Annotated in this window: 20 protein-coding genes; 13 read left to right on the top strand and 7 right to left on the bottom strand. The window is 74.2% G+C overall.

Features of this window, described 5'->3' with window-relative positions:
• The first annotated feature begins 199 nt into the window (after window positions 1–199).
• On the top strand, window positions 200–1,624 hold the full coding sequence (glnA, locus tag ACIRQY_RS09710) for a type I glutamate--ammonia ligase (RefSeq protein WP_351779621.1): 1,425 nt from the start codon (window positions 200–202) through the stop codon (window positions 1,622–1,624).
• 78 nt (window positions 1,625–1,702) lie between these two features.
• On the opposite strand, the gene ACIRQY_RS09715 is transcribed toward glnA, so the two are convergent.
• Window positions 1,703–1,978 (bottom strand): hypothetical protein, encoded by a 276-nt coding sequence (locus ACIRQY_RS09715; RefSeq protein WP_403923341.1) that lies wholly within the window; start codon window positions 1,976–1,978, stop codon window positions 1,703–1,705.
• A gap of 149 nt (window positions 1,979–2,127) precedes the next feature.
• Here ACIRQY_RS09715 and ACIRQY_RS09720 point away from each other — a divergent pair, with 149 nt between their 5' ends.
• A complete protein-coding gene (locus ACIRQY_RS09720; RefSeq protein ID WP_403923343.1) occupies window positions 2,128–2,496 on the top strand; it encodes an arsenate reductase family protein in 369 nt (122 codons plus the stop codon).
• Complete coding sequence (locus tag ACIRQY_RS09725) at window positions 2,493–3,923, top strand: PLP-dependent aminotransferase family protein (RefSeq protein WP_403923345.1); 1,431 nt, start codon at window positions 2,493–2,495, stop codon at window positions 3,921–3,923. The genes ACIRQY_RS09720 and ACIRQY_RS09725 overlap by 4 nt, the downstream gene beginning before the upstream one ends.
• A gap of 173 nt (window positions 3,924–4,096) precedes the next feature.
• On the opposite strand, the gene ACIRQY_RS09730 is transcribed toward ACIRQY_RS09725, so the two are convergent.
• Entirely contained in the window at window positions 4,097–4,417 is a 321-nt protein-coding gene (locus tag ACIRQY_RS09730) for a hypothetical protein (protein WP_403923347.1), read from the bottom strand.
• An 85-nt stretch (window positions 4,418–4,502) separates the two neighbouring features.
• Window positions 4,503–5,402 (bottom strand): Gfo/Idh/MocA family protein, encoded by a 900-nt coding sequence (locus tag ACIRQY_RS09735; protein WP_403923349.1) that lies wholly within the window; start codon window positions 5,400–5,402, stop codon window positions 4,503–4,505.
• Window positions 5,403–5,815: 413 nt separating this feature from the next.
• On the opposite strand from ACIRQY_RS09735, the gene ACIRQY_RS09740 reads away from it, so the two are divergent.
• The 4 genes from ACIRQY_RS09740 (at window position 5,816) to ACIRQY_RS09755 (ending at window position 10,795) form a co-directional block, all read left to right on the top strand.
• Window positions 5,816–7,345, top strand: a complete 1,530-nt coding sequence (locus ACIRQY_RS09740) for a hypothetical protein (protein WP_403923351.1) — start codon at window positions 5,816–5,818, stop codon at window positions 7,343–7,345.
• On the top strand, window positions 7,342–8,571 hold the full coding sequence (locus tag ACIRQY_RS09745) for an ARPP-2 domain-containing protein (RefSeq protein ID WP_403923353.1): 1,230 nt from the start codon (window positions 7,342–7,344) through the stop codon (window positions 8,569–8,571). Before ACIRQY_RS09740 ends, ACIRQY_RS09745 begins: the two co-directional genes overlap by 4 nt.
• Window positions 8,572–8,779: 208 nt before the next feature.
• Entirely contained in the window at window positions 8,780–9,814 is a 1,035-nt protein-coding gene (gene glnII, locus ACIRQY_RS09750; RefSeq protein WP_351779639.1) for a glutamine synthetase, read from the top strand.
• 408 nt (window positions 9,815–10,222) lie between these two features.
• Window positions 10,223–10,795, top strand: coding sequence for a winged helix-turn-helix domain-containing protein (locus ACIRQY_RS09755; RefSeq protein WP_403923355.1), 573 nt, complete (start codon window positions 10,223–10,225; stop codon window positions 10,793–10,795).
• Here ACIRQY_RS09755 and ACIRQY_RS09760 read toward each other — a convergent pair whose 3' ends face one another.
• Window positions 10,796–12,313, bottom strand: a complete 1,518-nt coding sequence (locus tag ACIRQY_RS09760; protein ID WP_403923357.1) for a PepSY-associated TM helix domain-containing protein — start codon at window positions 12,311–12,313, stop codon at window positions 10,796–10,798.
• Between the two features lie 45 nt (window positions 12,314–12,358).
• Window positions 12,359–12,991 carry a hypothetical protein gene (locus tag ACIRQY_RS09765; protein WP_403923359.1) on the bottom strand — a complete coding sequence of 211 codons (633 nt, stop codon included), beginning with the start codon at window positions 12,989–12,991 and terminating at the stop codon, window positions 12,359–12,361.
• Window positions 12,992–13,289: 298 nt separating this feature from the next.
• On the opposite strand from ACIRQY_RS09765, the gene ACIRQY_RS09770 reads away from it, so the two are divergent.
• The 5 genes from ACIRQY_RS09770 (at window position 13,290) to ACIRQY_RS09790 (ending at window position 19,618) form a co-directional block, all read left to right on the top strand.
• Window positions 13,290–14,291, top strand: a complete 1,002-nt coding sequence (locus ACIRQY_RS09770) for an NAD-dependent epimerase/dehydratase family protein (RefSeq protein WP_403923361.1) — start codon at window positions 13,290–13,292, stop codon at window positions 14,289–14,291.
• Between the two features lie 139 nt (window positions 14,292–14,430).
• Window positions 14,431–15,231 (top strand): tyrosine-protein phosphatase, encoded by an 801-nt coding sequence (locus ACIRQY_RS09775; RefSeq protein ID WP_403923363.1) that lies wholly within the window; start codon window positions 14,431–14,433, stop codon window positions 15,229–15,231.
• Between the two features lie 105 nt (window positions 15,232–15,336).
• A complete protein-coding gene (locus ACIRQY_RS09780; RefSeq protein ID WP_403923365.1) occupies window positions 15,337–17,568 on the top strand; it encodes a hypothetical protein in 2,232 nt (743 codons plus the stop codon).
• A 101-nt stretch (window positions 17,569–17,669) separates the two neighbouring features.
• Window positions 17,670–18,554 carry a metal-dependent hydrolase gene (locus ACIRQY_RS09785; protein ID WP_403923367.1) on the top strand — a complete coding sequence of 295 codons (885 nt, stop codon included), beginning with the start codon at window positions 17,670–17,672 and terminating at the stop codon, window positions 18,552–18,554.
• Entirely contained in the window at window positions 18,554–19,618 is a 1,065-nt protein-coding gene (locus ACIRQY_RS09790) for a PDR/VanB family oxidoreductase (protein ID WP_403923369.1), read from the top strand. Before ACIRQY_RS09785 ends, ACIRQY_RS09790 begins: the two co-directional genes overlap by 1 nt.
• Window positions 19,619–19,714: 96 nt before the next feature.
• On the opposite strand, the gene ACIRQY_RS09795 is transcribed toward ACIRQY_RS09790, so the two are convergent.
• On the bottom strand, window positions 19,715–20,254 hold the full coding sequence (locus ACIRQY_RS09795; protein ID WP_403923371.1) for a hypothetical protein: 540 nt from the start codon (window positions 20,252–20,254) through the stop codon (window positions 19,715–19,717).
• Between the two features lie 37 nt (window positions 20,255–20,291).
• Between ACIRQY_RS09795 and ACIRQY_RS09800 the strand changes: the two genes are divergently transcribed.
• Window positions 20,292–21,026 carry a TetR/AcrR family transcriptional regulator gene (locus tag ACIRQY_RS09800; RefSeq protein ID WP_351779665.1) on the top strand — a complete coding sequence of 245 codons (735 nt, stop codon included), beginning with the start codon at window positions 20,292–20,294 and terminating at the stop codon, window positions 21,024–21,026.
• Window positions 21,027–21,095: 69 nt separating this feature from the next.
• On the opposite strand, the gene pulA is transcribed toward ACIRQY_RS09800, so the two are convergent.
• On the bottom strand, window positions 21,096–26,327 hold the full coding sequence (gene pulA, locus ACIRQY_RS09805; protein ID WP_403923878.1) for a pullulanase-type alpha-1,6-glucosidase: 5,232 nt from the start codon (window positions 26,325–26,327) through the stop codon (window positions 21,096–21,098).
• Window positions 26,328–26,398 lie beyond the last annotated feature (71 nt).

A 26,398-nucleotide genomic window follows, 5' to 3' on the forward strand; every position in this document is an offset into this window, starting at 1 on the left:
GCGGTACGGGGACGGCGGGCGGACCGGAGCGCGGTACGGCCCCCGGGAGACACCCACCCCGGTTAACTTCGACGAAACAATTGGGTCATGCTTGAGAAATCCCGTCTGCCTATGGTCGGGTCCAGCGTGGGCCATCGCACTGGCCGCACGACCGAGCTGCAACCCCGCCCCTCCCCGGGCCGGGAGTAGGAGGAGTTGGATGTCCGAGAAGCACGGGTTCCAGAACGCCGACGAGGTCAACAAGTTCATCAAGGACAACGACGTCAAGATGGTCGACGTCCGGTTCTGTGACCTCCCCGGCGTGATGCAGCACTTCTCGATCCCGGCCACGGCCTTCGACCCGTCGGAGGAGCTCGCGTTCGACGGCTCGTCGATCCGCGGCTTCCAGGCCATCCACGAGTCCGACATGTCGCTCCGCGCCGACCTGTCGACGGCCCGCGTGGACCCCTTCCGCCGCGACAAGACGCTCAACATCAACTTCTTCATCCACGACCCGATCACGGGCGAGCAGTACAGCCGTGACCCGCGCAACATCGCGAAGAAGGCCGAGGCGTACCTCGCCTCCACCGGCATCGCCGACACCGCGTACTTCGGCCCCGAGGCCGAGTTCTACGTCTTCGACTCGGTCCGCTTCGAGACCTCGGCGAACCAGGGCTTCTACCACATCGACTCCGAGGCCGGTGCCTGGAACACCGGTTCGGAGGAGAACAACCGCGGTTACAAGGTCCGTTACAAGGGCGGCTACTTCCCGGCCCCGCCGGTCGACCACTTCGCGGACCTGCGCGCGGAGATGTCCCTGGAGCTGGAGCGGGTCGGCCTCCAGGTCGAGCGCCAGCACCACGAGGTCGGCACCGCCGGTCAGGCCGAGATCAACTACAAGTTCAACACGCTGCTGGCCGCGGCCGACGACCTGATGCTGTTCAAGTACATCATCAAGAACGTCGCCTGGCGCAACGGCAAGACCGCGACCTTCATGCCGAAGCCGATCTTCGGCGACAACGGCTCCGGGATGCACGTCCACCAGTCGCTGTGGGCCAACGGCGACCCGCTGTTCTACGACGAGACGGGCTACGCGGGCCTCTCGGACACCGCCCGCTACTACATCGGCGGCATCCTCAAGCACGCCCCGTCGCTGCTCGCCTTCACCAACCCGACGGTGAACTCGTACCACCGCCTGGTGCCGGGCTTCGAGGCCCCGGTCAACATGGTGTACTCGCAGCGCAACCGCTCCGCCGCCATGCGCATCCCGATCACGGGCTCGAACCCGAAGGCCAAGCGCGTCGAGTTCCGCGCGCCGGACCCGTCCTCGAACCCGTACCTCGCCTTCTCGGCGCTGCTCCTCGCGGGCCTCGACGGAGTCAAGAACAAGATCGAGCCGATGGAGCCGATCGACAAGGACCTCTACGAGCTGGCTCCCGAGGAGCACGCCAACGTCCCCCAGGTCCCCACCAACCTGGAGGCCGTCCTCACCGCCCTGGAGGAGGACAACGAGTACCTCCAGGCCGGCGGCGTCTTCACCTCGGACCTGATCGAGACCTGGATCGACTACAAGCGCGTCCACGAGATCGCCCCGATCCAGCTCCGCCCGCACCCGCACGAGTTCGAGCTGTACTACGACCTGTAGAACGCTCGCGTTCCCACGAAGGCCGCCGTCCCCGCTCCGGGGCGGCGGCCTTCGCCGTGGCCCCGCCGGTACTCGGCGTCAGCGGCCGTAGCGGATCAGGGTGCGGACCATGCGGCAGGTGGTGTCGGAGGGCGGGTGGATGCCCAGGGCGGTGGCCGTGGTGCGGATCTTCGTGTTCGTCGCCTTCGACGGGATGTAGACGCCCGCGTCGAGGAGGGCGATGGCCAGGCGCATGGCCTTCAGGCGCCTGTTGTGCGACACGTACCACTCGCGGGGGCGGCCCGCCGGGAGCGGCTGTCTGCGCAGGGGCTTCCAGGGTTCGAGGGACGGTGTCCGGATCACGGCGAGAGCCATGGGCTACCTCCTGGCCGACGGCGGGGTGCGGGCCCTCCCCGGGACCCTCACCTTCACCCCCCATTTTAGTGCCCCCCACTGACAATCGCCCCTGGCCAGACAGGGTTTGGGGGGTGGTGGAGCAGGTCTTGGGGGGTACCGTACGGTCCATGGAGATCTGGATCAATCCCGCCTGTTCCAAGTGCCGCGGCGCCCTCGCGCTGCTCGACGCCGAGGGCGCCGAGTACACCGTCCGGCGCTATCTGGAGGACGTCCCCACCTCCGACGAGATCCGGGGCGTGCTGGACCGGCTCGGGCTCGAACCGTGGGACATCGCCCGGACCCAGGAGGCCGTCGCCGAGGAGCTCGGGCTGGAGGAGTGGGGGCGCGACGCCGCCCACCGCGACCGGTGGATCGACGCCCTGTCCGCCCATCCCCGGCTGATCCAGCGGCCCCTCATCACCGCCGAGGACGGCACCGCCGTCGTCGGCCGGTCCGAGGAGGCCGTCCGGGACGCCCTCTCCCGCCGACGCCCGTGACCTCCCCCGGCCCGGCCCCCGCCGGTGGGCTCGGGGTCGATCTGCACCTCGATCTGAGCGGGGCCGGGAGCCGTCGGGCCGCGCTCATCGGGGCGCTGCGCGAGGCCGTGCGGCACGGGCGGCTCGCCCCCGGCACCCCGCTGCCGCCCTACCGGACGCTCGCCGCCGATCTCGGCGTGGCCCGTAACACCGTCGCCGACGCCTACGCCGAACTGGTCGCCGAGGGCTGGCTCACCTCCCGTCAGGGCTCCGGCACCCGGGTCGCCGAGCGGGTCGCCGAGCCCTCCCCCGGGCCCGTACGGCCCGCCGCGCCGCCGCCCCTCCCGTACGACCTCGTGCAGGGCAAGCCCGACCCCGGCGCCTTCCCGCGCGCCGCCTGGCTCGCGGCCGCCCGGCGGGCGCTGACCGACGCGCCCGACGAGGCCTTCGGGATCGGCGATCCGTACGGCCGGATCGAGCTGCGGCGGGCGCTCGCCGAGTACCTCGCGCGCGTCCGGGGCGTCCGGACCTCCCCGGAGCGGATCGTGATCTGCTCGGGCGCCGCGCACGCCCTGCGGCTGCTCGCGCGGGTCCTGGGCGCGGGCCCCTGGGCCGTCGAGGCCTACGGGCTCCCCTTCCACCGGGGGCTCCTCGCCGCGGCCGGGGTCGCCACCGTGCCGGTCGCCGTCGACGCGGAGGGGGCGCGGACCGCCGACGTCCCGCGCCGCGCCCGCGCGGTGCTCCTCACCCCGGCCCACCAGTTCCCCACCGGCGGCCCCCTGCACCCCGGGCGCCGGGCCGACGTCCTGGAGTGGGCGCGGGCCTCCGGCGGGCTGGTCGTCGAGGACGACTACGACGGGGAGTTCCGGTACGACCGGCGGCCGGTGGGCGCGCTCCAGGCGCTCGATCCCGACCGCACGGTCCTCCTCGGTTCCGTCAGCAAGAGCCTCTCCCCCGCGCTGCGGATCGGCTGGATGTGCCTGCCGGGTTCCCTGGTGGAACCGGTCGTCGCCGCGAAGGGGCTGCGCGAGCCGCACACCTCCGCCACGGACCAGCTGACCCTCGCGGAGTTCCTCGTCTCCGGCGGGTACGACCAGCACGTCCGGCGGATGCGGCAGCGGCACCGGGCCCGCCGCGACCGGCTCGTGACGGTGCTCGCCGAGCGGGTGCCGGAGGTACGGGTGACCGGGATCGCCGCCGGGCTGCACGCCGTGGTGGAACTGCCGCCCGGCACGGAACAGGCGGTGCTCGCCGCCGCCGCCCGGCACGGGGTCGCCGTGGAGGGCCTCGCCCCCTATCGGCATCCCGACGCGGAGCCCGTGCCCGGAGGTCTCCCCGACGGCCTCGTCGTCGGATACGCCACCCCGCCGGAACGGTCGTACGGCCCCACCCTGGACGCCCTGTGCGCGGGCCTGCGGGAGGCCCTGGAAGAAACCCGGGCGCGCTAGGGCGTGTTTCGAAAGTTCCGCCTGCCTGGCGACGCCTGGCACGCACGCTCGCCGCGTTGTCGGGATCACCCCGATACATCCAGTATCGGGGCGACCCTCCGCCTTGCGATCGCACGCACCAGACGCCGCCAGGCCTGCCCTCCGGGCAGACGACGCTACTTTCGAAACACGCCCTAGCCTTCCGGGCCCTCGGACCCCCGGGCGGGTTCCGTCCCGGTGGCGGAGCCGTGCGCGGAGTCGGAGTCTGAGCCGAAGGCGGAGGCGGGCGCGAACCGGCTCAGCCGGTAGGTGGTCGCCCGTTCCAGGCGTCCGCAGAGGACGTCGACCCGGGTCGACGTCCAGTCGATCCGCTCCGGCCCGGCGCGCAGACGTCTGATGTGGGCGCGCCACTCCGACTCGTCCCGCGTCTCGAAGAGCACCTCCCAGCGGCCCGCTCCCGGGTCGGTGGGCCCCGCGGCCCGCTGTCGGCTCTTCCTCTTCCGCTGTCCTGGCATCCGTCCAGCATCACCGGGGCGGCACCACGAGGGCAAGATCGTTTCCAGGGGGTGCGGCCCACCCGGAGGAATCGCCGGGCGCGGCTCAGCCCGCGAGTTCCTCCGCCTTCGTCAGGATCTCCGTGAGGCGCAGGCCGAAGCGGGCGTCGCACGGGTGGGGGTCGCCCGTGCGGGCCGCTTCCGTCAGGGCGTCCACCGCCGCGCCGAACGCGTCCACCGCCCCGCCCCAGCGCGGGAGTTCGGCCCGGCCGCCGGTGCCGTACAGCGTGAGGGCCGCCTCCGCCGCCTCCGGCGGGGCGCTCAGGGTGAGGGTGGCGGTGCTGCTCGCGCCGGAGGCGTGCCGCAGCACCAGGTGGTGGCTGTCCGCCGCGCCCCGGACCGCGGTGATCCCCGTGACGTCGCCGAGCACCGGCAGCAGGACGGAGAGCAGGTGCGGGCCCACGTCCCACAGGCCGCCCTTCTCCCGGCGCCACGGCGAGGACGCGTACGCGCTGTCCGAACCGGGGCCGTAGAGCGAGCCGAGCCAGTGCCCCTCGGCCAGGAACCAGCCGTCCTCCGCAGCCCGTTCCGCGATCCAGCGGGCCGTCGGCTCCGCGAAGCGCAGGGTGCAGAACACCACGGACGCGACCCCGGCCCTCTCGACCGCGTCCGCCACCGCGCGCGCCCCCGCCGTCGTCGTGGCGACCGGCTTGTCGAGCAGGACGTGGCAGCCCGCCTCGGCCGCCCGCACGGCCAAGGGCGCCTGGACGTCCGGCGGGAGCGCGAGCGCCACGGCGTCGCTGGCGGCGAACAGGGCGTCCACGTCGTCGTACGCGCGCGTGCCCGAGGCGGTGGCGAGGTCGACCGCCGCCTCGGGGCGTCTGCCCCACACCCCGCTGAACTCGATCCCCGGATGCCCGGCCAGCGCGGGCGCGTGCGTGTGTCCGGCCCAGGGGCCGGTGCCGAGGAGTCCGATACGGGGCTTCCCGCCCAGGTGCTTCACCATGGGCCCAGTCTGCCGGTCGCCACCGACAACCGAGGACCGGGCCGCTCCACGGGCGCTCCCGGACCCCGGTGTCCCCGGACCGCAGGTCCGGGACCGGCCCCGCCCGGACCGTCCGACGCCCTGTCCTGCCCTACCCCCGCCCTTACCGGTCCGGTCCGTCGTCCGGCGCACCTCCCGCATCTCCCGCATCTCCCGCACCGGCCGTGACCGCTCCGCGTCCCCACCCCGCGTCCCCGCCCCGTCGGGCCCGGAAACCCGCTCGCGCCCCACCCCCCTCCAGGTGTTAGCGTCGTCCCGCCGGCCGCGGGACTCCGGTGCGACTTCCGGAACCTGCCTCTGAAGCAACGTCTTCGCTGTTCGTGCCCTCATTCCCCGGCCGGCGTCCAAGCCGGGGGAAGTACCGAGGGGGAGCCTTGTCCGAGCTCGTGGCCGCCGAGGACGTGCTCCTCTTCGTCAATGCCGCCGTGACCGCCACCGGGCAGCGCGAGTTCCGCTCCTCGGCCGCCGCCCAGCGTTTCTCGCTGGCGTTCGTCCACGAGTACGTGCGGGTCAACTACCGCCCCGTGTACGCCGCTTCCCTGGCGCTCGACATCAACCACCACAACGCCGCCCTCGTCGTCGAGGGGCTGCTGCGCACCTCCGACGAGGCCGGTGGCCCCGAGGAGAAGCGGGCCGAGGGGCGGCTGATCGCGGCGCGGCTCGCGCTGCTGCCGCCGCAGCGGGTCTACCGGCTGTTCCGCGCGCTGCGGGCGGCCGGGGTCAACAACCGGCGTACGCGTGCGATCGTCCGCGGCTGGCTCGCGACCCGCCGCGATCCCGCGCACGACGCGGTGAAGTACCGGTCCGGTCTCAAGGCGACCCTGCGCCATGTGCACGGGCGGCTGCCCGACGCCGAGACCGGGGACTTCCTGTTCGCGCCGCGCCGCCGGGTCCGGTACGAGAACCCGACGCTCGACGCGTTCCGCCGGGCCAGGTACGAGCAGGGGGCCCTGTACGAGCTGCCGTTCACGGTCGCGGAGGGCTTCGCCGCCAAGCACGGGGTGCCCCGGGCGGTGTTCCTGGAACGGATCGCACCCCGGATGACCCGCCTGGAGCGGCTGCGGACGGCACGGGCGGCCGATCTGTCCGTCATGCCGCTGACCCGGCTCGCCGTGTACGTGCTGTCGCTGCCGTTCGGCGAGCGGGTGGCGCGGCGGGCCGAGCTGACGGGGGCGCTGCGGGCGGCGGCGCGTCGGGCCGCGGGTCCGTACGCCGGGACGTGGGGCAGGGTCGCCGGGGTCCTCGACGACAGCTTCTCCTCGTCGGGTTCGGCGGTGAAGCGGCGCCGTCCGCTGGCGGTCGCGCTGGGCTGCCACTTCCTCCTGGAGGCCCTCGCGGCTCCGGGGGCGTACGTCCCGCTGTGGACGTCGGGCGGTGACGACGCGCTGCTCGTCCGGCCGTACGGGCCGACTCCGCTGGGCTCCCGCGTCCTGGACGCGCTGGAGACCGGTCCCGACCGGCTGGTGATCGTGTCGGACGGCTGGGACAACGCCCCGCCGGGACTCGCGGGCGAGGTGCTGCGGGTGTGGCGGACGCGGCTCGACCCGGAGCGGCGGACCGGCGTGGTGCATCTGAACCCCGTGTACGACGCGGAGGGTTTCGACGTGCGCGCCCTGGCCCCGGGCGTGCCCGTGGCGGGCATCCGGGACGCGGAGGACCTGGCGGCGCTGGTGGAGATCGCGCAGTTCGCGGAGGGCCGGACGGGCTTCGGGGAACTGCGGGCGTATCTGGACCGGCGGGTGGAGCTGTTCCTCACGGCGGCGGACGCGGGGGCGGGGGCGGCGGACGGACCGGGGAGCCGGCTGGGGAACCAGCGCGGCGGCGCCCCGGAAGGCGGGGCGGGGAACAGGTCGGCGGACCGGCCGGAGGGTCGCGTCGGCGGCGGGGTGGAGGAGCGGGCGTGACCAGGATCGATCTGACGGGGCTCGACGTGCGGCCCGCGCAGGTGTGGGGCGGGGTGCGGCTGGTGCCGTTGGTGCGGGCCGAACCCGTCGCCGGGCTGCGGCTGCGCCGGGAGCTGTACGGGGGCCTGGGCTCGGTGGAGCTGCCCGGCAGGACCACCTACACCTCGTACGTCCCGCACGGTTTCGTCGCCGACTGGTCAGGGACCGGGCGGGGCGCCGAGGCCGCCGCGTACGGGACGCTCCTCGGCGGAGAGGTGGAGGGCCGGGACCGGGCGGGGGACGGCGGTGCCGGGCTGTCGTCCTGTGTGCCGGTGCGCCGCATCCACCGGATGGCGAAGCGGCGGCGCGACAGGGACGGCCGGGTGGAGCGGCGGCTCCGCTTCCTGCCGCTGCACCTGGCCCTGGAGGGGTATCTCGCGCTGCACTTCGGCGGGCCGTCGATCGTCTGGGACGAGTGGTCGCGGGAGGCGCTGCGGCACGGTCTTTCGCCGCGCGCGGAGGCGGCGTACGCGGGGTGGGCGGTGCCGGGGCTCGCGGAGGCGCTGCGGGTCTTCGAGGTGCATCCGGGCCAGTGCGGGCTGCTGTTGTACGTGGCCGACTCGCTGGCCGCGGCCTTCGTGGTGCCGCACCCGGACGACTACCGGCTGCTGCACCCGACGCTGGTGGAGGACCTGTACGGGGAGCTGGTGCACCAGTACGCGTACTACGGCGGCGCGGTGCCCGAGTTCACCGCGCGGATCAGGGACGGGGCCGGGGGCATCCGTACCCTGGCCGACCTGCGGGCGGCGGCCCGGGAGCAGGAGCGGGCGTGGACCGTGGCGCACGACGGGCTGATGGCGCGGGACCTCCTGGAGACCCCGTACGCCTTCGAGCGGGTGCACCGGGCCGGGCCGTTCGGTCTGTACCGGTTCCTACCGCCGTTCGAACGGGGCGGGCGCGAGCAGCACATCGGTGAGGTGATCACCGACCGGAAGGGACGGACGGCCTATCTGAAGAGCTTCCGATTGTCGGAGAAGCAGATTCGCAAGGGGTATCTGCTCCGGCGGCTCGCGGACTGCGACTGGCACCTGGGGCGGACGGCCGAGGCGCTGGGCACCTCGTACGCGGAGCTGGTGCGACGGGTGCGGGCGGCGGGACTGGGGCCGTTCCTGGACGCCGGGGTGGTCGAGCGGAGGCTGAAGGAGCTGTCGGAGGAGTGCGCGGACCCGCCTCACCGCCCGGTGTGACGCCACTCACCTCCCCGCACGGGGCCGCTCACCGCCCCGTGCCCGGCCCCTCGCCTCGGGGCCATGCGTGTAACACGGGGTTCACACGAGGGTCACGGACGGGAAATCCCGTGTTGCGAAGCTGCGACAGCGAAACCGAACACCGCAGCAGCACGCAGCGCCGCGAGCCGCCGTGAACCCGCAGCAGCACGCCCAAAGGATGAGACCCGTGACCTTCAAGGCTGAGTACATCTGGATCGACGGCACCGCGCCGACCGCGAAGCTCCGTTCCAAGACGAAGATCATCGCGGGTGACGTCCTCCCCCTCGACGAACTGCCGCTCTGGGGCTTCGACGGCTCCAGCACGAACCAGGCCAAGGGCCACGCCTCGGACCGCGTGCTGCGCCCGGTGTTCTCCTGCCCGGACCCGATCCGCGGCGGCGACAACGACATCCTGGTGCTGTGCGAGGTCCTCAACACGGACATGACGCCGCACGAGTCGAACACCCGCGCCGCGCTCGCGGAGGTCTCCGGCCGGTACGCCGCCCAGGAGTCGATCTTCGGCATCGAGCAGGAGTACACCTTCTTCGAGGGCACCCGTCCGCTGGGCTTCCCGGCCAACGGCTTCCCCGCCCCGCAGGGCGGCTACTACTGCGGTGTCGGCGCGGACGAGATCCACGGCCGCCCGATCGTCGAGGCGCACCTGGACAACTGCCTCGCGGCCGGTCTCGGCATCTCCGGCATCAACGCCGAGGTCATGCCCGGCCAGTGGGAGTTCCAGGTCGGCCCGCTGGCCCCGCTGGAGGTCTCGGACCAGCTGTGGATCGCCCGCTGGCTGCTGTACCGCACGGCCGAGGACTTCGACGTCACGGCGACGCTGGACCCGAAGCCGGTGAAGGGCGACTGGAACGGCGCGGGCGCGCACACCAACTTCTCCACCCGGGCGATGCGCGAGGGCTACGACGCGATCATCACCGCCTGCGAGTCCCTCGGTGAGGGCTCGAAGCCGCTGGACCACGTCAAGAACTACGGCGCGGGCATCGACGAGCGCCTGACGGGTCTGCACGAGACGGCCCCGTGGGACGAGTACTCCTACGGCGTCTCGGACCGCGGCGCCTCGGTCCGCATCCCGTGGCAGGTCGAGCAGGACCGGAAGGGCTACATCGAGGACCGGCGTCCGAACGCGAACGTCGACCCGTACGTGGTGACCCGGCTCATCGTGGACACCTGCTGCGAGGCCCTGGAGAAGGCCGGCCAGGTCTGATCCGCGCCGCTCCGAAGGCTTTCCCACGGGAGGCGTCCACCGTTCGCGGTGGGCGCCTCCCGGCGTGCCGGGGGCCGGTTCCGCGTCCCCCCGCGCGGCGGGGTCCCTCCCGGCATGTGGGAAGGACTACACGGGGTTTGGCCGGTCCGGGGCTCGTCGGGGCCATTCCCTTCTGCTTCAATAGGGATATGGCCATCACAGAGAACGACACCACGAAGGGTCGTCACGACCTGGAGCCGTTCTGGCCTTCCCGGCAGCACCACGACTTCGACCGGGTGTGTTGCCGCGCGAGGAACGCGTCGGCCCTCTAAAGCCCCGATCGGCACGGTCCGGTCCCCGGCCTTCGGCCCACGCGCACGACGTACGACTCCTGTCCGTCCGTTTCTCCGCGCGAAAGAGCTGACTTCCATGGCGCATCCCCAGGTCCACTCCCCGAGTGCCTCCCTCACCGCCGTCCGTCCCGGACGGCACCGGCTCCGCGCCGTCGACCCCAACGAGGTCGTGGACCTCGCCCAGGTCGCGGACTTCCTGCCGCCCGGCGCGACCCTGCTGCCCGCCCCGCCGCACACCCTGCCGACGCTGCCGGGCCGCCCGCCGATGGTCGGGTACCTCGTCCTCGTACCGGCCGACCAGCAGGCGCGGCCGTCCGTCGCCGCCCCCGCACCCGCCCCCGCGCCGGTGTCCGCACCGGCGGAGGAGCAGGGTCCGGTGACGATCGACGGGGTGCGGCGGCTCGCCGTCGTCGACGGACAGGCCCTCGACCTGACGTACTTGGAGTTCGAACTCCTCGCCCATCTGGTGGCGCACCCCCACCGGGTCCACACCCGCGACCAGTTGGTCACCACGGTGTGGGGCTACGGGCACGTCGGCGACGGGCGCACGGTCGACGTGCACGTGGCCCGGCTGCGCCGCAAGCTGGGCGCCGAGCACCGCCACACGATCCAGACCGTGCGGCGGGTCGGCTACAAGTACACCCCCTGATCAGCCCGTTCGGGTGGGCCTCGCCCTGATCCTGGCGACCAGGGCCAGGGCGAGGTCCACCGCCAGGAACAGCAGCAGGCTCAGGCCGAGCAGCGGGACGAACCACGCCACCAGGGCCGTACCCGCGAGCAGCGGGAGCAGCAGCTGCGCCGGGATCCTCCGCCACGCCCCGCGCGCCGCCGGGCGGCCCGGACGGCGCAGCCACCACATGCGGTAGCCCCAGAGGATCAGCAGGACCAGGGCGAGGGCCAGGGCGGCCAGGGCCAGTTGGTTGAACAGGCCGAGGAACACGCCGCTGTGCGCGTCGATGCCGATCCGGGTCAGCTTGGCGAGCAGCGGATAGTCGGCGAAGGCCAGCCGGTCGAGGACCGTGCCGTCCGCCGGGTCCACCGCCACCGAGTCCAGCTGGAGCGGGAACTGGGTGTCGGTCTCCTTGATCACGTATCCCTTGCCGTCGGCGGGCGGCGCCACCGACAGGCGGGGGCTGTCGATGCCCGCCGCGCGGGCCGCTTCGAGGGCCCGGTCGATGCCGATGTCCGGGCCCTGGGCGGTGGGGGCGGTGCCGGTGTGGCCGCCGCCGTGGCCCTCGTGCTCCGAGGAGCCGCCGGGCGCGCCGCCGAGGGTCGCGGTGAGGGTGGGGGTCGCGCCGCCGAGACCGTCCTGGACGACGCCGATGTTCTCGCCCGCGTACCGGGACCAGGTCAGTCCGGTCGCGGACAGCAGGACGAGTCCGGTCACCGCCCACAGGCCGACCGAGCCGTGCCAGGACAGGGTGCGGCGGCGGGAGGCGGGGCCGCCCTCGGGGAGGAACAGGGCGCGGCGGGAGCGGCGGCGCCTGCCGAGCCAGAGGAGCAGCCCGCCGAGTGCGACGACCCACAGCCAGCTCGCGGCGAGTTCGCTGTAGTTGCGGCCGAACTCGCCGAGGTGCAGGTCGCGGTGGAGTCCGTCGGTCCAGGTGCGCAGCGGGAGGGCGCCGGAGCTGCCGTAGCTGGGCAGCTGACCGCGTACGTCACCGGTGTACGGGTCGACGAAGACGGCGAGCGAGGTGCCTTCGGGGACGTCGGGGTCGGCCATCAGGACGCGGGTGGTCGCCCCGGGCTCGGCGCCGGGCCAGACGGCGGTGACGGTGCCGTTCGGGTTGACCTTGCGGGCGATGTGGACCTGCTGGGAGAGGGGCAGGACGGTGTCGCCGACCGGGACCTCCAGTTCGTGCGCGTACACGATCTTCTCCGCCGGGAAGGAGAGCGCGTACAGCAGACCGCTGAGGGCGGCGACGAGGAGGAACGGGGCGACGAGGACGCCCGCGTAGAAGTGGACACGGAGGACCAGGGGGCGCAGCGCGCTCCAGGTGCCGGGCCGGGTGGGCGGCCCGGCGGGGGCGGGGGCGGGGTCGGTCGCTGTGGCGGACGCGGCCGTGGGGTCGGTGACGGTCGCCGTGGGGTCGGTCGTGGCGGGCTGTCGGGTCTTCGACGGTGGCGCCTCGGGGGTTTCCGGGCGTGCGGGATCGTCGATGGTCATGGGTGTCCTCGGGGACGGTACGGGCAGGGGGAAGGGACCCCCGGGTCAGACGTGTGCTCCGAGGGTCGTGGCGCGGGGTGCGGGCGGCCGGGGCGGGCCGCGCCGGGAGAGGCTGTGGGCGAGGACGACGGCGACCGGCGGGCGGGCGTCGCGGCGGGCCCGCCGGGGGGTGCGGCACGGGGGGCCGGGGACCCGTACGCGGGCGAGGGCCAGCCGGACCGGGGTGAAGGCGTACGCGAGGGCGGTGCGGGCCAGGGTGAGGAACGCGGCCTCGCCGTGGGCCAGCCAGAGCCCGCAGAGGAGCGCGGCGAGGAGGTGGGCGGCGGCCATGCCGAGACCGCCGGTGGAGACCAGGTCGGTGGCGGCGCCCATGGCCGTGTCCGCGCCGACGCCCAGGTCCATCGGGTCGGCGGGGGGCATGAGGGGGTGACCGGTCATGCCGTCGGCACCGTGGGCGCCGTGCGCGGTGGGGCCGGGGGCCGCCGTCGCCGGGTGACCGGTGTGCCCCGTGTGGGCGCCCGCGGTCGAGAACATCAGGTGGAGCGCGCCCTGGAGCACGCCCATCGCGGCGGCGACCGTCGGGGCGCTCCGGCGGCGGCCCGCCGCGGCCCAGGCGAGGGCCGCCGTCGCGGCGAACGCGGCGAACAGGGTGACGGCCGGGAGCCGGTGCGCAGACATGGACGAATGCCCCACGGCAGCCAAGGCCACGCAGACCACCGCGAACAAGGCGGCTCTCAAGGCGCGCAGGGGCGACCGGGCATCCGTCATCGCCGGACATCGTGTCACCCGAACGGGTGTGGCACGAGCCCCCCTCCGCTTCTGGCGGCGGTGTTCACGCGCCCGTGACGTCCGCCGGGCGTCCGGCGCCTCTCCCCGGGCGCCGCGTTCGTTCCGCTTCGCCCGTTCCTCCCGTGGCGGAATCCTCCCCGAGCGGAACCCTCTGGCCTCCGGCCGGGCGGCGCGACAGGCTCGGCCCATGAGACTGCTGATGCTCGGAGGTACGGAGTTCGTGGGCCGCGCGGTCGTCGAGACCGCGCTCGCCCGGGGCTGGGACGTGACCGTCTTCCACCGCGGGCGGCACGAGCCCCCCGCCGGGGTGACCACCCTGCTCGGCGACCGCACGACCGGCCCGGAGGGGCTGGCCGCGCTGGCCGACGGGACCTGGGACGCCGTCGTGGACACCTGGTCGGCCGCCCCCTCGGCGGTGCGGGACGCGGCCCGGCTGCTCGCCGACCGGGCGGACCGGTACGCGTACGTGTCGAGCCGGTCCGTGTACGCGGGGCCGGAGCCCGCCGGGCTGGCCGAGGGGGACCCGGTCGTGGACGGCTCCCCGGACGCCGGGGACGTGCCGTACGCGGCGGCCAAGCGGGGCGGCGAGCTGGCGGCCGAGGGGGCGTTCGGCGCGGACCGGACGTTGTCCGTCCGGGCGGGGCTCGTCCTCGGTCCGTACGAGAACGTGGGCCGTCTGCCCTGGTGGCTCGGCCGGATCGCGCGCGGCGGCCCGGTCCTCGCCCCCGGCCCCCGGGAGCTGCCGATCCAGTACGTCGACGCCCGCGACCTCGCCGGATGGACCCTCGACGCGCTGTCCGCCGGGCTGCACGGCCCGTACGACCTGGTCTGCCCGCCGGGCCGGACGACCATGGGCGAGCTGCTCGACGCCTGTGTACGGGTCACCGGGTCCGGTGCCTCGCTGCGCTGGACCGGCCCCGAGGAGCTGCTCGCCGCCGGTGCCGCGCCCTGGACGGAGCTGCCGGTGTGGCTGCCGCCGGGCGATACGTACGACATGATCCACACCGCCGACGTCGGCAAGGCGCTCGCCGCCGGGCTGCGCTGCCGCCCGGTCGCCGAGACCGTCGCCGACACCTGGGCCTGGCTGGAGTCGCTCGGCGGGGTCGCGCCGCAGCGACCGGACCGGCCGGCGCCGGGCCTCAGCCCGCAGCGGGAGGCGGAGGTGCTGGCCGCGCTCGCCGGACCCTGACGAACCGGTATGGATCACACCGATACGGATGTGAACGGCATGGATCCACTGGAACTGCCCGGACCGGGGTGATCGCTTACGGTCGGCAACAGGACGTACGCACGGGTGCGGACCCGTACGAGCCGGAGGAGCCGACGCCATGCCCGCCATTCCCGCCACCTCCGTCGCCAACCTGCGCGACCTCGGCGGTCTCCCGCTGGCCGGGGGCCGGACCGTCCGTCCGGGACTCGTCCTGCGGTCCGCGCAGCTCGACCGGCTCGACCCCGCCGAACCGGCGGTGGCCCGCCTCGGCGTCCGCACGGTCGTGGACCTCCGCACGGAGGGCGAGCGGACCGCACGGCCCGACCGGCTGCCCGCCGGGGCGCGGGCGGTCCTCGCGGACGTGCTCGCCGACCAGCTGTCGATCAGCGGGCTGCCGCCCGCCGCCCAGCTGAGGACGCTGCTCTCGAACCCGGCGCTCGCCGAGGAGCACCTCGGCGGGGGCCGGGTCAGGGAGGCGTTCGCCCGCACCTACCGGGCCTTCGTCTCCGGCGAGGCCGCGCGCACCGCGTACCGGACGCTGCTGACCGCGCTGGGCGGGCCGGACGCCGGGCCCGTGCTCTTCCACTGCACGGCGGGCAAGGACCGGACCGGCTGGGGCGCGACCGTCGTGCTGTCGCTGCTCGGCGCGGACGAGCGGACCGTGCGGACGGAGTACCTCGCCGTCAACCCGGCGGTGCGGCAGGCGTTCGCGCCGATGATCGAGGGGTTCACCGCGCAGGGCGGCGACCCGCAGCTGGCCCTCGATCTGATCGGTGTCGTCCCGGAGTACCTGGAGGCGGCGCTGGACGAGGTGGCGGTCCGGCACGGGTCGATGGAGGCGTACGTACGGGAGGGGCTCGGCGTCCCCGACGGGACGACGGCACGCATCCGCGAGCGGCTGACCGACCCGAGCCCCTGAACTGTGCCTGAACTGCCCCTGAAAAAGGGAGAGTTGACCTCACGATCCCGTCCGAGCGGGACCCGGCCGGGGTGACCATCGGAAGAATCGCTCGTTCTGCTGAACGTGAGCACCCAGGATCTCGTTCCCTCGCCCGTGGGCCCGGTCGACGTCGAGCAGGCCGAGGCCGCGCTCGTCGAGCGCTATCCGCGCCTGGTCCGCATCGCCTACCTCGTCCTGCCGCCGTCGCTCGGCCGCAACCGCCGGGTGCTGACCGCGCACGCGCTCGTCCAGCGTTCGCTGCCCCGCCGCCGGGTCACCGGGCCCGCCGTGCCCGCGCCCCGGCCCGCCGAGGACGCCGTCGATCCCGGATACGCGTACGTGCGGGGCGAGGTGCTGCGGCAGGCGCTGGTCGCCGGGCTCCCGCTGCGGCGGTTCGCGCTGCCGCGCCGGGCGCAGTTCCCGCCGCTGCTCCCGCACGTGTGGGGGCTGCGGCTCTTCCCCCGGGTGGGCGGCACGGACGAACTCGCCCTGGACCAGCGCCTGTCCCGCCTCTCCGGGCCCGGCCGCGCGGCCTATGTGCTGCGCGGCCTCGAACGCCAGGGGGACCCCGAGGTCCTGCGGGTCCTGGCGGCGGCCGGAGTGCCGGACCCGGCGGCGGCACTGGCGGAGGCGGACGCGGTGGACGGCGCCGACGCGGCAGGGCAGGGCGTCGAGGGCCAACAAGCATTCACCGTGGAGAACTTGGGGTCGGCGGGGCGCCCGGGGACGGTGGGGCACTCGGGGGTGATGGGGCGGGCGCACGACGAGCCCGGCCGCGCGCACCCCTGGGGCGGTACGAGCCCCGGAGCGGGCGGGCGCGCGGACGGACACCCCGGGGCCGGGGGCCGGGCCGGAACAGGGGCCGGGGCCCCGGCCACCGGCCCCGGGGCCCCGGGGCCGGGCGCGCCCGGGTCCGTGCCCGCCGCCGTCGGCGGTCCCCGCGCCTTCGATCCCGGGCCGCGCCGCAGCGGCGGCGCCCTGCTGGAGTCCGACGAGTTCGACCCCTGCGCCCTTCAGGCGCGGCCCACGGACCTGCTGCGGCGGCGCCAGCACCTGCGGGCCGCGCTCGTCGCCCTCGTCGCGCTGCTGGTGTGCGGCGCCCTGCTGGGGCTGCCCGGGGACGGCTGGGGCAGGAACGGCGCGGCCGCGCCCTCCTACGCCCGCAATCCCGCCGCCGAGGCGGCCCTCGACCCGGGAGCGCTCAAGCGGGTGGACCCGGCCGTCTGGCCCGGTTCCACCCGGCAGGACTTCTCCGTGTGGCCCGCGCGCGGCGGGCTCGTGCGGGACCGCGCGCTGCTGCGGCGGGCGCTCGCCGTCTGGGCCCGCCCCGGGCCGTCCGTACACTCGTCCGCGACGCCCGGCACCCCGGTGGGGCCGCCGATGGGGCCGCCGCAGCTCCTCTTCGCGGGGCTGGTCGACGGGGCCCGGGTGGTCCTCCTCCACGACGGGCTGCGGGCGGTGCGGTACGCGGAACCGGTCGAGGGCTCGGTGGGCGCGGCCCTCGACTTCGCCAGGACCGACGGCGCCGACACACCCGGTGCCGCCGCGCTCGTGGTGTCCAGGGCGGCGGGCAACGTCCGCTATCTGACGGCCCCCTGGGTGAAGGAGACCGGTGTGCGGGACCTCCTGAGGCCCCTGGCGCCGGTGCGTCCGCTGGCGCGGGACGCCGACGGGGTGACCGGTCCGATGACGAGCCCCGCCCTCGCCCGGGACTGCGTCCGCTGGAACGCCCTGCGGCTGCGGGACGGTTCGGGGGACCGGGTCCTCACCGACCTGGGCGAGCTGGCCCCCGTCCGGCTGCTGTGGGGCCCGCCCGCCGCGCCGGTGGACGCGACGGGCCCGGAGGCGGGGACCGCGTGGGCGCGGACCGCCTGCCAGCTGGCGGCGGTGCGGGCGCACGGGGTGCGGTCGGTGAACGCCTGGCGGTTCGCCCGGCAGGCGCTGCCGGAGGGCGCCGGGCACGGTACCTGGATCTGTACACGCGCGGAGACCTGGCGGGGTACGGGGAGCAGGGTCCTCGCCCAGTTCCTGGTGCCGTCGCCCCAGGTGCCCGCGGCGCTCGTGGCACGGGCGGAAGGCTCGCCCGCCTGCGGGGTGCGGGACCCCCGGGTGCTCGCGGGCGTGCTGTGGCAGGCGCCGGGCGGCGACTGGTTCGTCCTGGCGGCGGGCGGCGGGGACTTCGCGTCCCTGGAGGCCTCGGGCGGGGTGACGGGCCGTGCGGACGGTCCGGTCCTCGCGGTACGGGCCTCGGCCGGTGCGCGGGCGGAACTGCGCGGTACGTTGGAGGACGGGAGGCGGGTGGGCGCGCTCCGGTGACCCACCGGGGGCGGGCCCCGGCGGGCGGGGCCTCCTCCCGTACGGCAGAAAGACGCCGCACAAGCCTGTCGCGCCGTCATACCCCTCAGTACATTGACGGTATGTCTAATAAGCAGCCCGCGCCGGTGGCGTCGGAGCACGTCGAACTCAAGGCCCGCAAGGTCTCCTTCGACTGGGAGGCGACCCCGCTCCACTGGGTGCCGGGCGACCCCTTCACCACGCACACCATCAACGTGCTGCACCTGCTGCTCCCGGCGGGCGAGCGCTGGTTCGTGCACGTCTACCGGCAGGCCCTGCCGCTCGTGACCGACGACCGGCTCCGCGAGGACGTCATCGGCTTCATCGGGCAGGAGGCCGTCCACTCCCAGGCCCATGACGACGTCCTGCCCCATCTGCGCGCGCAGGGCCTCGACCCCACCCCGTACACCGCGCAGGTCGACTGGTTCTTCGAGAAGCTGCTCGGTGACCGGACGCTGCCGCCGGGCCGCCCGCGCCGCTGGTGGCTGATGGAGCGGGTCGCGATGATCGCCGCCATCGAGCACTACACCGCCTTCCTCGGCGACTGGGTCCTCAACGCGGACGCGCTCGACCGCGCCGGAGCCGACCCCACCATGCTCGACCTGCTGCGCTGGCACGGCGCCGAGGAGGTCGAGCACCGCGCGGTCGCCTTCGAACTGTTCATGCACCTCGACGGCGGCTACCGGCGGCGCGCCCGGACCTGGGCCCTCGGCTTCTCCACGCTCCTCTTCCTCTGGCAGCGCGGCATCCGCTTCTTCATGGAGAACGACCCCACCCTCGTCGACGGGAAGGCGTCCCTCCGCCAGTTCATACGCAAGGGCCGTCAGGGCGTGCTGCCCGCCACCCCCGACATGCTCCGCTCCGTCCCCCGCTACCTCAGCCGCGCCTACCACCCCTCCCAGGAGGGCGACACCGCGCAGGCCGTGGCCTATCTGGCCGCCTCCCCCGGCGCCAACGGAGGCCGCTGATGCTCCGGTTCGCCACCGCCGCCGTGGTCGCGGGGGCCGCGCTGCTGGCCCGTCGCGCGGTCCGCAGCCGGATGTCCACCGCCCCGCTCTGGCCGATGCCCGCGCTCGACGAGCCCGTCTCCGGACACGGCCCCGGCCGCACCGTCCCCCGCAGGGTCCGGGTCGCCCGGCGCACCGAACCCGCCGAGGGCGTCGTCGAACTGCGCCTGGAGGGAGCCGGGTTGCCCGCCTGGCGGCCGGGCGCCCACATCGACCTCGTCCTGCCCTCGGGGCTCGTCCGCCCGTACTCGCTCTGCGGCGACCCGGCCGACACCACCGCGTACACCGTGGCGACCCGGCTGATCGAGGAGGAGCGGGGCGGACGCGGGGGCTCCCGCGAGGTCCACGAACGGCTCCACGAGGGCGCCGAGATCGAGATCCGGGGGCCCCGCAACCGCTTCCCGCTGGTGGCGGCCCCGGCGTACGTCTTCGTCGCGGGCGGCATCGGCATCACCCCCGTCCTGCCGATGGTCCGCGCCGCCGAGGCGGCCGGTGCGGACTGGCGGCTCGTCTACTGCGGGCGCGACCGGGCCTCCATGCCGTATCTCGCGGAGCTGGAACGGCTGGGCGGGGCCGAGCGGTCGACCGTGGTCGCCGAGGACGAGTCGGGCCGTCCCGACCTGGGCTTCCTCGCGGAGGTGCCCGCCGGGACGCCGGTGTACTGCTGCGGTCCCGAGGGCCTCATGGACGCCGTGACCGCCGCGCTGCCGGAGGGCGGGGCGCCGCGCCTGGAGCGGTTCTCGGCGGCGGCACCGGCCGGTGGCGCGCCCTTCGTGGTCGAACTGCGGCGCTCCGGGCGGGTCCTGGAGGTCGCGGCAGACCAGTCGCTGCTCTCGGCGGTCCACGCGGAACTTCCGGGACTCATGTACTCCTGCCGGCAGGGGTTCTGCGGCACCTGCCGACAGCGGGTCCTGGAGGGGGAGGTCGACCACCGGGACGACCTGCTCACCGACGCCGAACGGGCCGACCAGATGCTGATCTGCGTCTCCCGCTGCGCGGGGGGACGGCTGGTGCTGGACCTCTGACCCGTGGGGCCCGCCACCCCCGACCCGGCAGCCGGTGCGCGGCCGATCCGCGCCCGGTGCGCGCCCCCGGCCCGCGCCCGGCGCCCGGCCAGGCCGCTACGGCAGGACCAGCCAGTCCAGGGCGAGGGCGGTGAGGAGGCCGCCGACCAGGAGCCAGGTGGCCAGCCGGGTGCGGCCGTTGCGGGACAGTTCGATCACGACACCGCAGAGGATCATGGCGAGTCCGTACACGCCGACGACCAGGACGGACGTACGGCTCGCCAGGCGGATCGCCAGGACCACGGCCATCGCCACCAGGAGCACGGAGGCGACGGCCACGCGCAGCCGCCGCGCCTGCTTCGGGGTGAGCCCGGCCGCCGGGGCCGACGCCTCCTCGGACTCCCCCTCGCCCGCCTCCTCCCGGGCCTCGTCCGGGTGCCCCCGCTCGCTCCCGTGAACCGCTCCGGCCCCCTCGGGACTCTCCGGCTCCTCGAACTCCGCCTTCTCTCCGGCCTGTTCGGACCGGGGGGTCCCGGCGGGCTCCGGAGACTTCCGGGGAGTCCCCGGGGAGGTCCTCTCGCCGGTCCCGTCGCTCGCGGGGGCCTCGGCGGCCTCCGGGGGCTCGGCTGCCTGGGTGTCCTGGTCGGAAGCGCTCATGGGGCAGGAGCGTAACGGACCCCGTTAGGCTGTTCGTATGACGACCGGGGTACGCCGCAGGATGGGCGTCGAGGAGCGCAAGCAACAGCTGATCGGGGTCGCCCTCGAACTCTTCAGCCACCGCAGTCCCGACGAGGTCTCCATCGACGAGATCGCCGCCGCCGCGGGCATCTCCCGCCCGCTGGTCTACCACTACTTCCCCGGCAAGCAGAGCCTCTACGAGGCGGCGCTGCGGCGGGCGGCCGACGAGCTGGCGGCCCGGTTCGTGGAGCCGCCGCAGGGGCCCCTCGGGGCGCGGCTGCTGCGGGTGATGGGCCGCTTCTTCGACTTCGTGGACGATCACGGGCCGGGGTTCTCGGCGCTGATGCGGGGCGGTCCCGCCGTGGGTTCCTCCACGACCAACGCGATGATCGACGAGGTGCGGCAGGCCGCGTACGTGCAGATCCTGGCGCATCTGGAGGTCGAGAAGCCCTCGGCGCGGCTCGAACTGGTCGTCCGTTCCTGGGTGTCGCTCGCGGAGTCGACGGCGCTGATCTGGCTGGACGGGCGGCGGGTGCCGCGCGCGGAGCTGGAGCTGCAGCTGGTGCACGACTTCGCGGCCCTCGCGGCGGTGAGCGCCGTGCACGACGAGGAGATGGCGGACATCCTGGTGGGCCTGCTCGCGGACGAGCCCGCCGACGGGCCCTTCGGGGAGCTGGTGGCCCGGCTGGTGGCGCTGGTGCCGTCGGCGGGGGCCGTGGAGCCGTCCGTGCCGGAGCGGCGCGGGCACTGAACCGACGGGAACGCCCCGGCACCGGAGGTCCGGTGCCGGGGCGTCCTGTCGAGCCGGTGCGCGGGTGGGTCAGCCGGTGGCCTTGAAGACGGCGACCGTGCGGGCCGGGACCGTGAAGGTGCCCGAACCGGCCGTGTAGGAGGCGGACTTCACGACGGCGTCCGCGCCCTTCGCCTGGACCGGGTGGAGGGCGTATCCCCGGCCCGTCAGGGCGGCGACCCTCTGGGTGGTGGCGCCCGGGGTGGCGTTGAGGACGACGACCAGGTCACCGAGGCGCATGGTGAGGACGCCCGGGGTCTCCTCGCGGCCGGAGAGCGGGAAGGACAGGGTGCTCTGGACCCGCTCGGCGGTGGCGAGGGAGAACACCGGCTCGGTGGTGCGGATCTTCTGGAGGTCCCGGTAGGCGGCGGAGGCGCCGTCGATCTGGGCGCAGCCGACGGTGAGGGCCGGGTTCACCAGGAGCGGCCTGCCGTGGGACCACTTGTCCTTGTTGTCGGCGGCGGGCGGCAGGCCCCGGCCGAAGCCGTTGCCGTCGCGGCAGTCCCAGTGGAGGGCGTTGAACCAGTCGCCGCTGTCGTAGGAGTTGCGGTCGAGGGACTTGGAGCGGAGCAGGTCGGAGCCCGCCTGGGAGAGCGCCGGGCCCTGGGAGAGGGTGGCGGTGGCCATGGCGAGGACCTGTGCGCGGGCCCGGTCGGCGGGGCTGGTGTCCGCCGGGAGCTTGAAGGCGAGCGCGTCGTAGAGGGTCTCGTTGTCGTGGGCGTCGGCGTAGGCGAGGGCGTCGCCGGGGGCGGCGGCGTATCCGGCGGGGGCGCCGTTGTAGTCGACCTCGGAGCCCTTGACCGTACGGCCCGAGGTGTCGGTGAAGGTGTAGGAGGCGAGGTTGCCGGTCAGGCCGACCTTGATGAGGTCCTGGTAGTGGAGGAGGCGGGCCTTCTGCTGCTCGGGGGTGCCGTTGGCGGCGGAGGCGTTGGGGTCGGTGTAGAGGCCGGAGGCGAAGCCCTGGACGCCGGGGTCCTCGTCGAAGGGGCCGCCGCCGCGGACGGCGTCACGGGCCCGGTCGGAGAAGGTGGCGATGCCGGTTCCGGCCATGTTCTTCTGGGTGGCCTGGACGAACCGGGCGTCGTCGGCGATCTCGCCGAAGTTCCAGCCCTCGCCGTAGAGGACGATCGCCTTGCCGTCGACGCCGTCCCTGGCGACGGTGAGGGCGTCGAGGGCCTTGCGGACGGCGAGGATGTTCTCCTTCGGGTGGTGGCCCATCAGGTCGAAGCGGAAGCCGTCGACCTTGTACTCCCTGGCCCAGGTGACGACGGAGTCGACGACGAGCTTGCCCATCATCGCGTTCTCCGGCGCGGTGTTGGCGCAGCAGGTGGAGGTGGCGACGGTGCCGTCGGCCTGGAGGCGCTGGTAGTAGCCCGGCACGATGCGGTCGAGGACCGACTTGTCGGACTGTCCGGCGGCGACGGTGTGGTTGTAGACGACGTCCATGACGGTGCGCAGGCCGTCGCCGTTGAGGGACTGGACCATCCGCCGGAACTCGACCGTGCGGCGGGTGCCTTCGGGGTCGGTGGCGTAGGAGCCCTCGGGGACCGTGTAGTGCAGGGGGTCGTAGCCCCAGTTGTAGGCGTCGGTGGCCGCGGCGGCGGCGACGCACTTCTGCTGTTCCTCGGAGTCGGGGGCGTAGACCTTCAGGTCGCAGGCGGGGGTGGTCTGCGCGGACTTCTTCTCGGGGACGGTGCCGAGGTCGAAGGCGGGCAGCAGGTGGACGTAGGAGGTGCCGGAGGCGGCGAGGGCGCGCAGGTGCTTCGAGCCCTTGCTGTCCTTGTCGGTGAAGGCGAGGTAGGTGCCCCGGTGGTCGGCGCGGGCGGTGGTGTCCGCGACGGAGAAGTCACGGATGTGGAGTTCCTGGATCTGGGCGTCCCGCAGCGGTACGGCGGCGGGCTTGCGCAGGGTGTTCCAGCCCCGGGGGGCGAGCTTCGGGTCGGTGAGGTCGACGGCGAGGCTGCGGGCGGAGTCGGTGGTGAGGGCGGTGGAGTAGGGGTCGGTGACCTTGTTGGTGACGGTCTTCCGGACGGTGGGGGCCCAGACCTTCACGGCGTACCGGTAGGGCTTGCCGGTCCAGGACTTCGGGCCGGTGGCGGACCAGACACCGGAGGTGTCGTCGCGGCGCATGGGCACGGTCCGGCCGTCGAGTTCGAGGGCGACGGTCCGGGCGGTGGGGGCCCAGACGGAGAGGGTGACTCCGTGCTTCCCGAAGACGGGGCCGAGGGCGGTGCCGGTGGCCTTCTTCGCGTAGAGGTCGTCGAGGACTCCGGCGGTCTGGACGCCGGTGGCGGCGAGCAGTGCTCCGTCGGCGGTGCGCTGGGTGGCGATGAGCTGGCCGCGCAGGGAGTCGCGGACGCGGTCGGTGTCGCGCGGGTCGACGGTGAAGGCGGGGTACTGCGCGAGGTGCGGGAACTTCGCCTTCTGGGCGTCGGTGAGGGTGCTCCGGCCGAGCCTGAGCCACTGGCCCTCGGTGTTCAGGGCGCCGTCGGTGACGGTGATCCCGCCGTCCGGGGCGTACACCAGCTGCTGGCTGGTGGCGTCGGTGGCCCTGACCTTCCAGACGACGGTGTTCCGGTCGATCCACTGGGCCTCGGCCTTGCCGAGGTCGAGTTCGGGGGCGGCGCCGCTGGTGGGCAGCAGGTAGGAGGGCTGTCCGGAGAGCAGCCAGACCTCGTTGCCGTGGGTGGCGAGGTCGAGGGACTGGTCGGTGGGCAGGTCCTTCTGGTCGCCCTTGTGCAGGATGTACGACAGGGAGCGGGCGCCTTCGGCGAGGGGGACCTCGTAGACGGCTCCGTAGGCGTCGAAGCGCACGGGCATGAGGGGCTTGGACCAGTCGGTGGGCTGGGCGGCGCCGGTCCAGGTGTGGAGGCCCCAGCCCTCGTGGTCGCCGTCGGCGCGCTGGTAGTGCAGGACGGCCTTGGTGCGGTCCGGGACGGTGGGGGCGGGGTGGGTGTCGGACTGGCCGTCCTTGCCGCGGGCGATCCAGACCTCGCCGGTGCGGCCGAGGACGACGGTGCGGCGGGGGCCGTCGGCGACGCCGTCCTTCTCGACGGTGTACGGGACGGTGGAGGCGCCCTCGGGGACCTTGACCCAGGCGAAGGCGCCGTAGGAGTCGCGGCCGGTGAAGGCGGTCTCCTGGCCCGCGGCCTTCAGCTTCCAGCCGTCGTAGTTCCCGTCCTCGCGCTGGTAGTGGACGACGGCGTAGGGGCGCTGGACGGCGACCGGCTTCTCGGGGGCCGGGGGCGCGCCCGCGGTGGTGGCGGCGGTGGCGCTCGCCGTGCGGCCCCTGGTGTCGACGACGACGGCCTTGTAGCGCAGGGCGGTGCCGGCGGGGGCGGTGAGGTGCTGGGTGACCTTGTAGGGGGCGTGGTCGGCGGTGCCGAGGGTCTGCCAGCGTCCGTTGCCGGTCTGGGCGGCGAAGACGACCCGGTTGAGCTGTCCGCCGGTGACGTCGGCGGTGAGTTCGACGGTGCCGGTGGCTCCGGCGGCGGGCGCCCTGAGGGTGACGGCGGGCGCGGTGGCGGGGGCGGGCAGGGGCCTGTCGGCCTTGAGGACGACGGAGGAGAGGGCGGGGACGGTGAGGGTGACTTCGCCGCCGGTCGCGGTGACCGTGCCCCGGCCGCCGTAGAGGGTGCGGAAGGCGGTGGAGTCGACGGGGACGGTGACGGTCCTGGGGGTGGTGCCGCCGTTGGCGGCGACGAGGTACTCGGTCCGGTCCCCTGCGTCCGTGCGGGAGAAGGCGTAGACGGAGCCCTCGGCGTACCGTTCGCGCTGGACGCCGTCGCGGAGGGCGGGGTGTTCGCGGGTGAGCTTCGACAGGGCGGCGATCGCGCGGTAGAGCGGGTGGCCGGTGTCGTAGGCGTCGGTGGCGTGGGTGCGGTCGGTGCCGATCTGGTCGTCGTCGAGGTAGTCGGCGGTCCGGGAGGCGAAGAGGGGCTGGCGGGCGTCCTTGTCGCCGCCCGCGCCGGTGAAGCCCTGTTCGTCGCCGGAGTAGATCACCGGGTTGCCCCGGGAGAGGAACATCAGCTCGTTGGCGAGGCGGTCGCGGGCGAGGAGTTCGGCGTCGGAGGCGTTCGGGTTGTCCTGCTTGAGGAAGGTCCCCGGGCGGCCCATGTCGTGGTTGCCGAGGAAGGTGACCTGTTCGTAGGCGTTGGCCTTGTCGGTGGTGTACCGGTAGTCCTCGGCGAAGACCTTGGCGAGGCGGTCGGCTCCGGCGCCCTGGGAGGCGAAGGCGCGGGCGGCGTCCTGGAAGGGGAAGTCGAGGGTGGCGTCGAGGCGGCCCCGGGTGACGTAGGGCGCGGTGACGGCGGTGTCGGCGGAGTAGACCTCGCCGAACATGAAGAAGTCCTCGCGGCCCCGCTTCTTCGCGTAGGCGTCGAGGGCGGTGGCCCACTGGGTCCAGAAGTCGAGGTCGACGTGTTTGACGGTGTCGACGCGGAAGCCGTCGATCTTGAAGTCGCGGACCCACTTCTCGTAGATCCGCTTCATGCCCTCGACGACCTCGGGGCGTTCGGTCCACAGGTCGTCGAGGCCGACGAAGTCGCCGTACTCGGCGGACTCCCCGGCCCAGGTGGAGTCGCCCCGGTTGTGGTACATCGTGGGGTCGTTGAGCCAGGCGGGGACCTTGGTGCCCGCCTTCTCGACGGGGGTGTACGGGAAGGAGTCCGCGTCGACCTTCCCGATGGCGGCCCGGTCGTCGAAGGGGCGGCCGTCCTTGTCGAGGTAGGGGTAGGCGCCCTTGGGGCGGTAGCCGTACTCCGTCTCGGCGTAGTCGACGGTGTCGGCGGTGTGGTTGGTGATGACGTCGAAGAAGACCTTCATGCCCTTGGCGTGGGCGGCGGCTATCAGCTTCTTCAGGTCGTCGTTGGTGCCGAAGTGCGGGTCGACCTGGGTGAAGTCGGTGATCCAGTAGCCGTGGTACCCGGCGGAGGCGTCCTTGCCCTCGCCCTGTACGGGCCGGTTCTTGAAGATCGGCGCCATCCAGATGGCGGTGGTGCCGAGGCCCTTGATGTAGTCGAGGCGCTGGGTCAGGCCCTTGAGGTCGCCGCCCTGGTAGAAGCCCTTGTCGGTGGGGTCGAAGCCGTGCTGTGTCCGGCTGCCGGTGAGTCCGCCCCGGTCGTTGGAGGGGTCGCCGTTGGCGAAGCGGTCGGGCAGCACGAAGTAGAACTGCTCGCGGGTGAGTTCCTGGCGGGCCGGTTCGGCGGCGAGCGCCCGGTCGGAGGGTGGGGCGGGGGGCCGGGGCGCGGCGGTCGCGGGCATCGCGGGCACGAGGGCGGCGCACAGGGCGGCGGCCAGTACGACCGCCGTTCTCTTGCGTGTCACGGGGGTGC

This window comes from Streptomyces sp. NPDC101490 (genome assembly GCF_044767145.1).
In the GTDB taxonomy this organism is placed as follows: Bacteria; Actinomycetota; Actinomycetes; order Streptomycetales; family Streptomycetaceae; genus Streptomyces.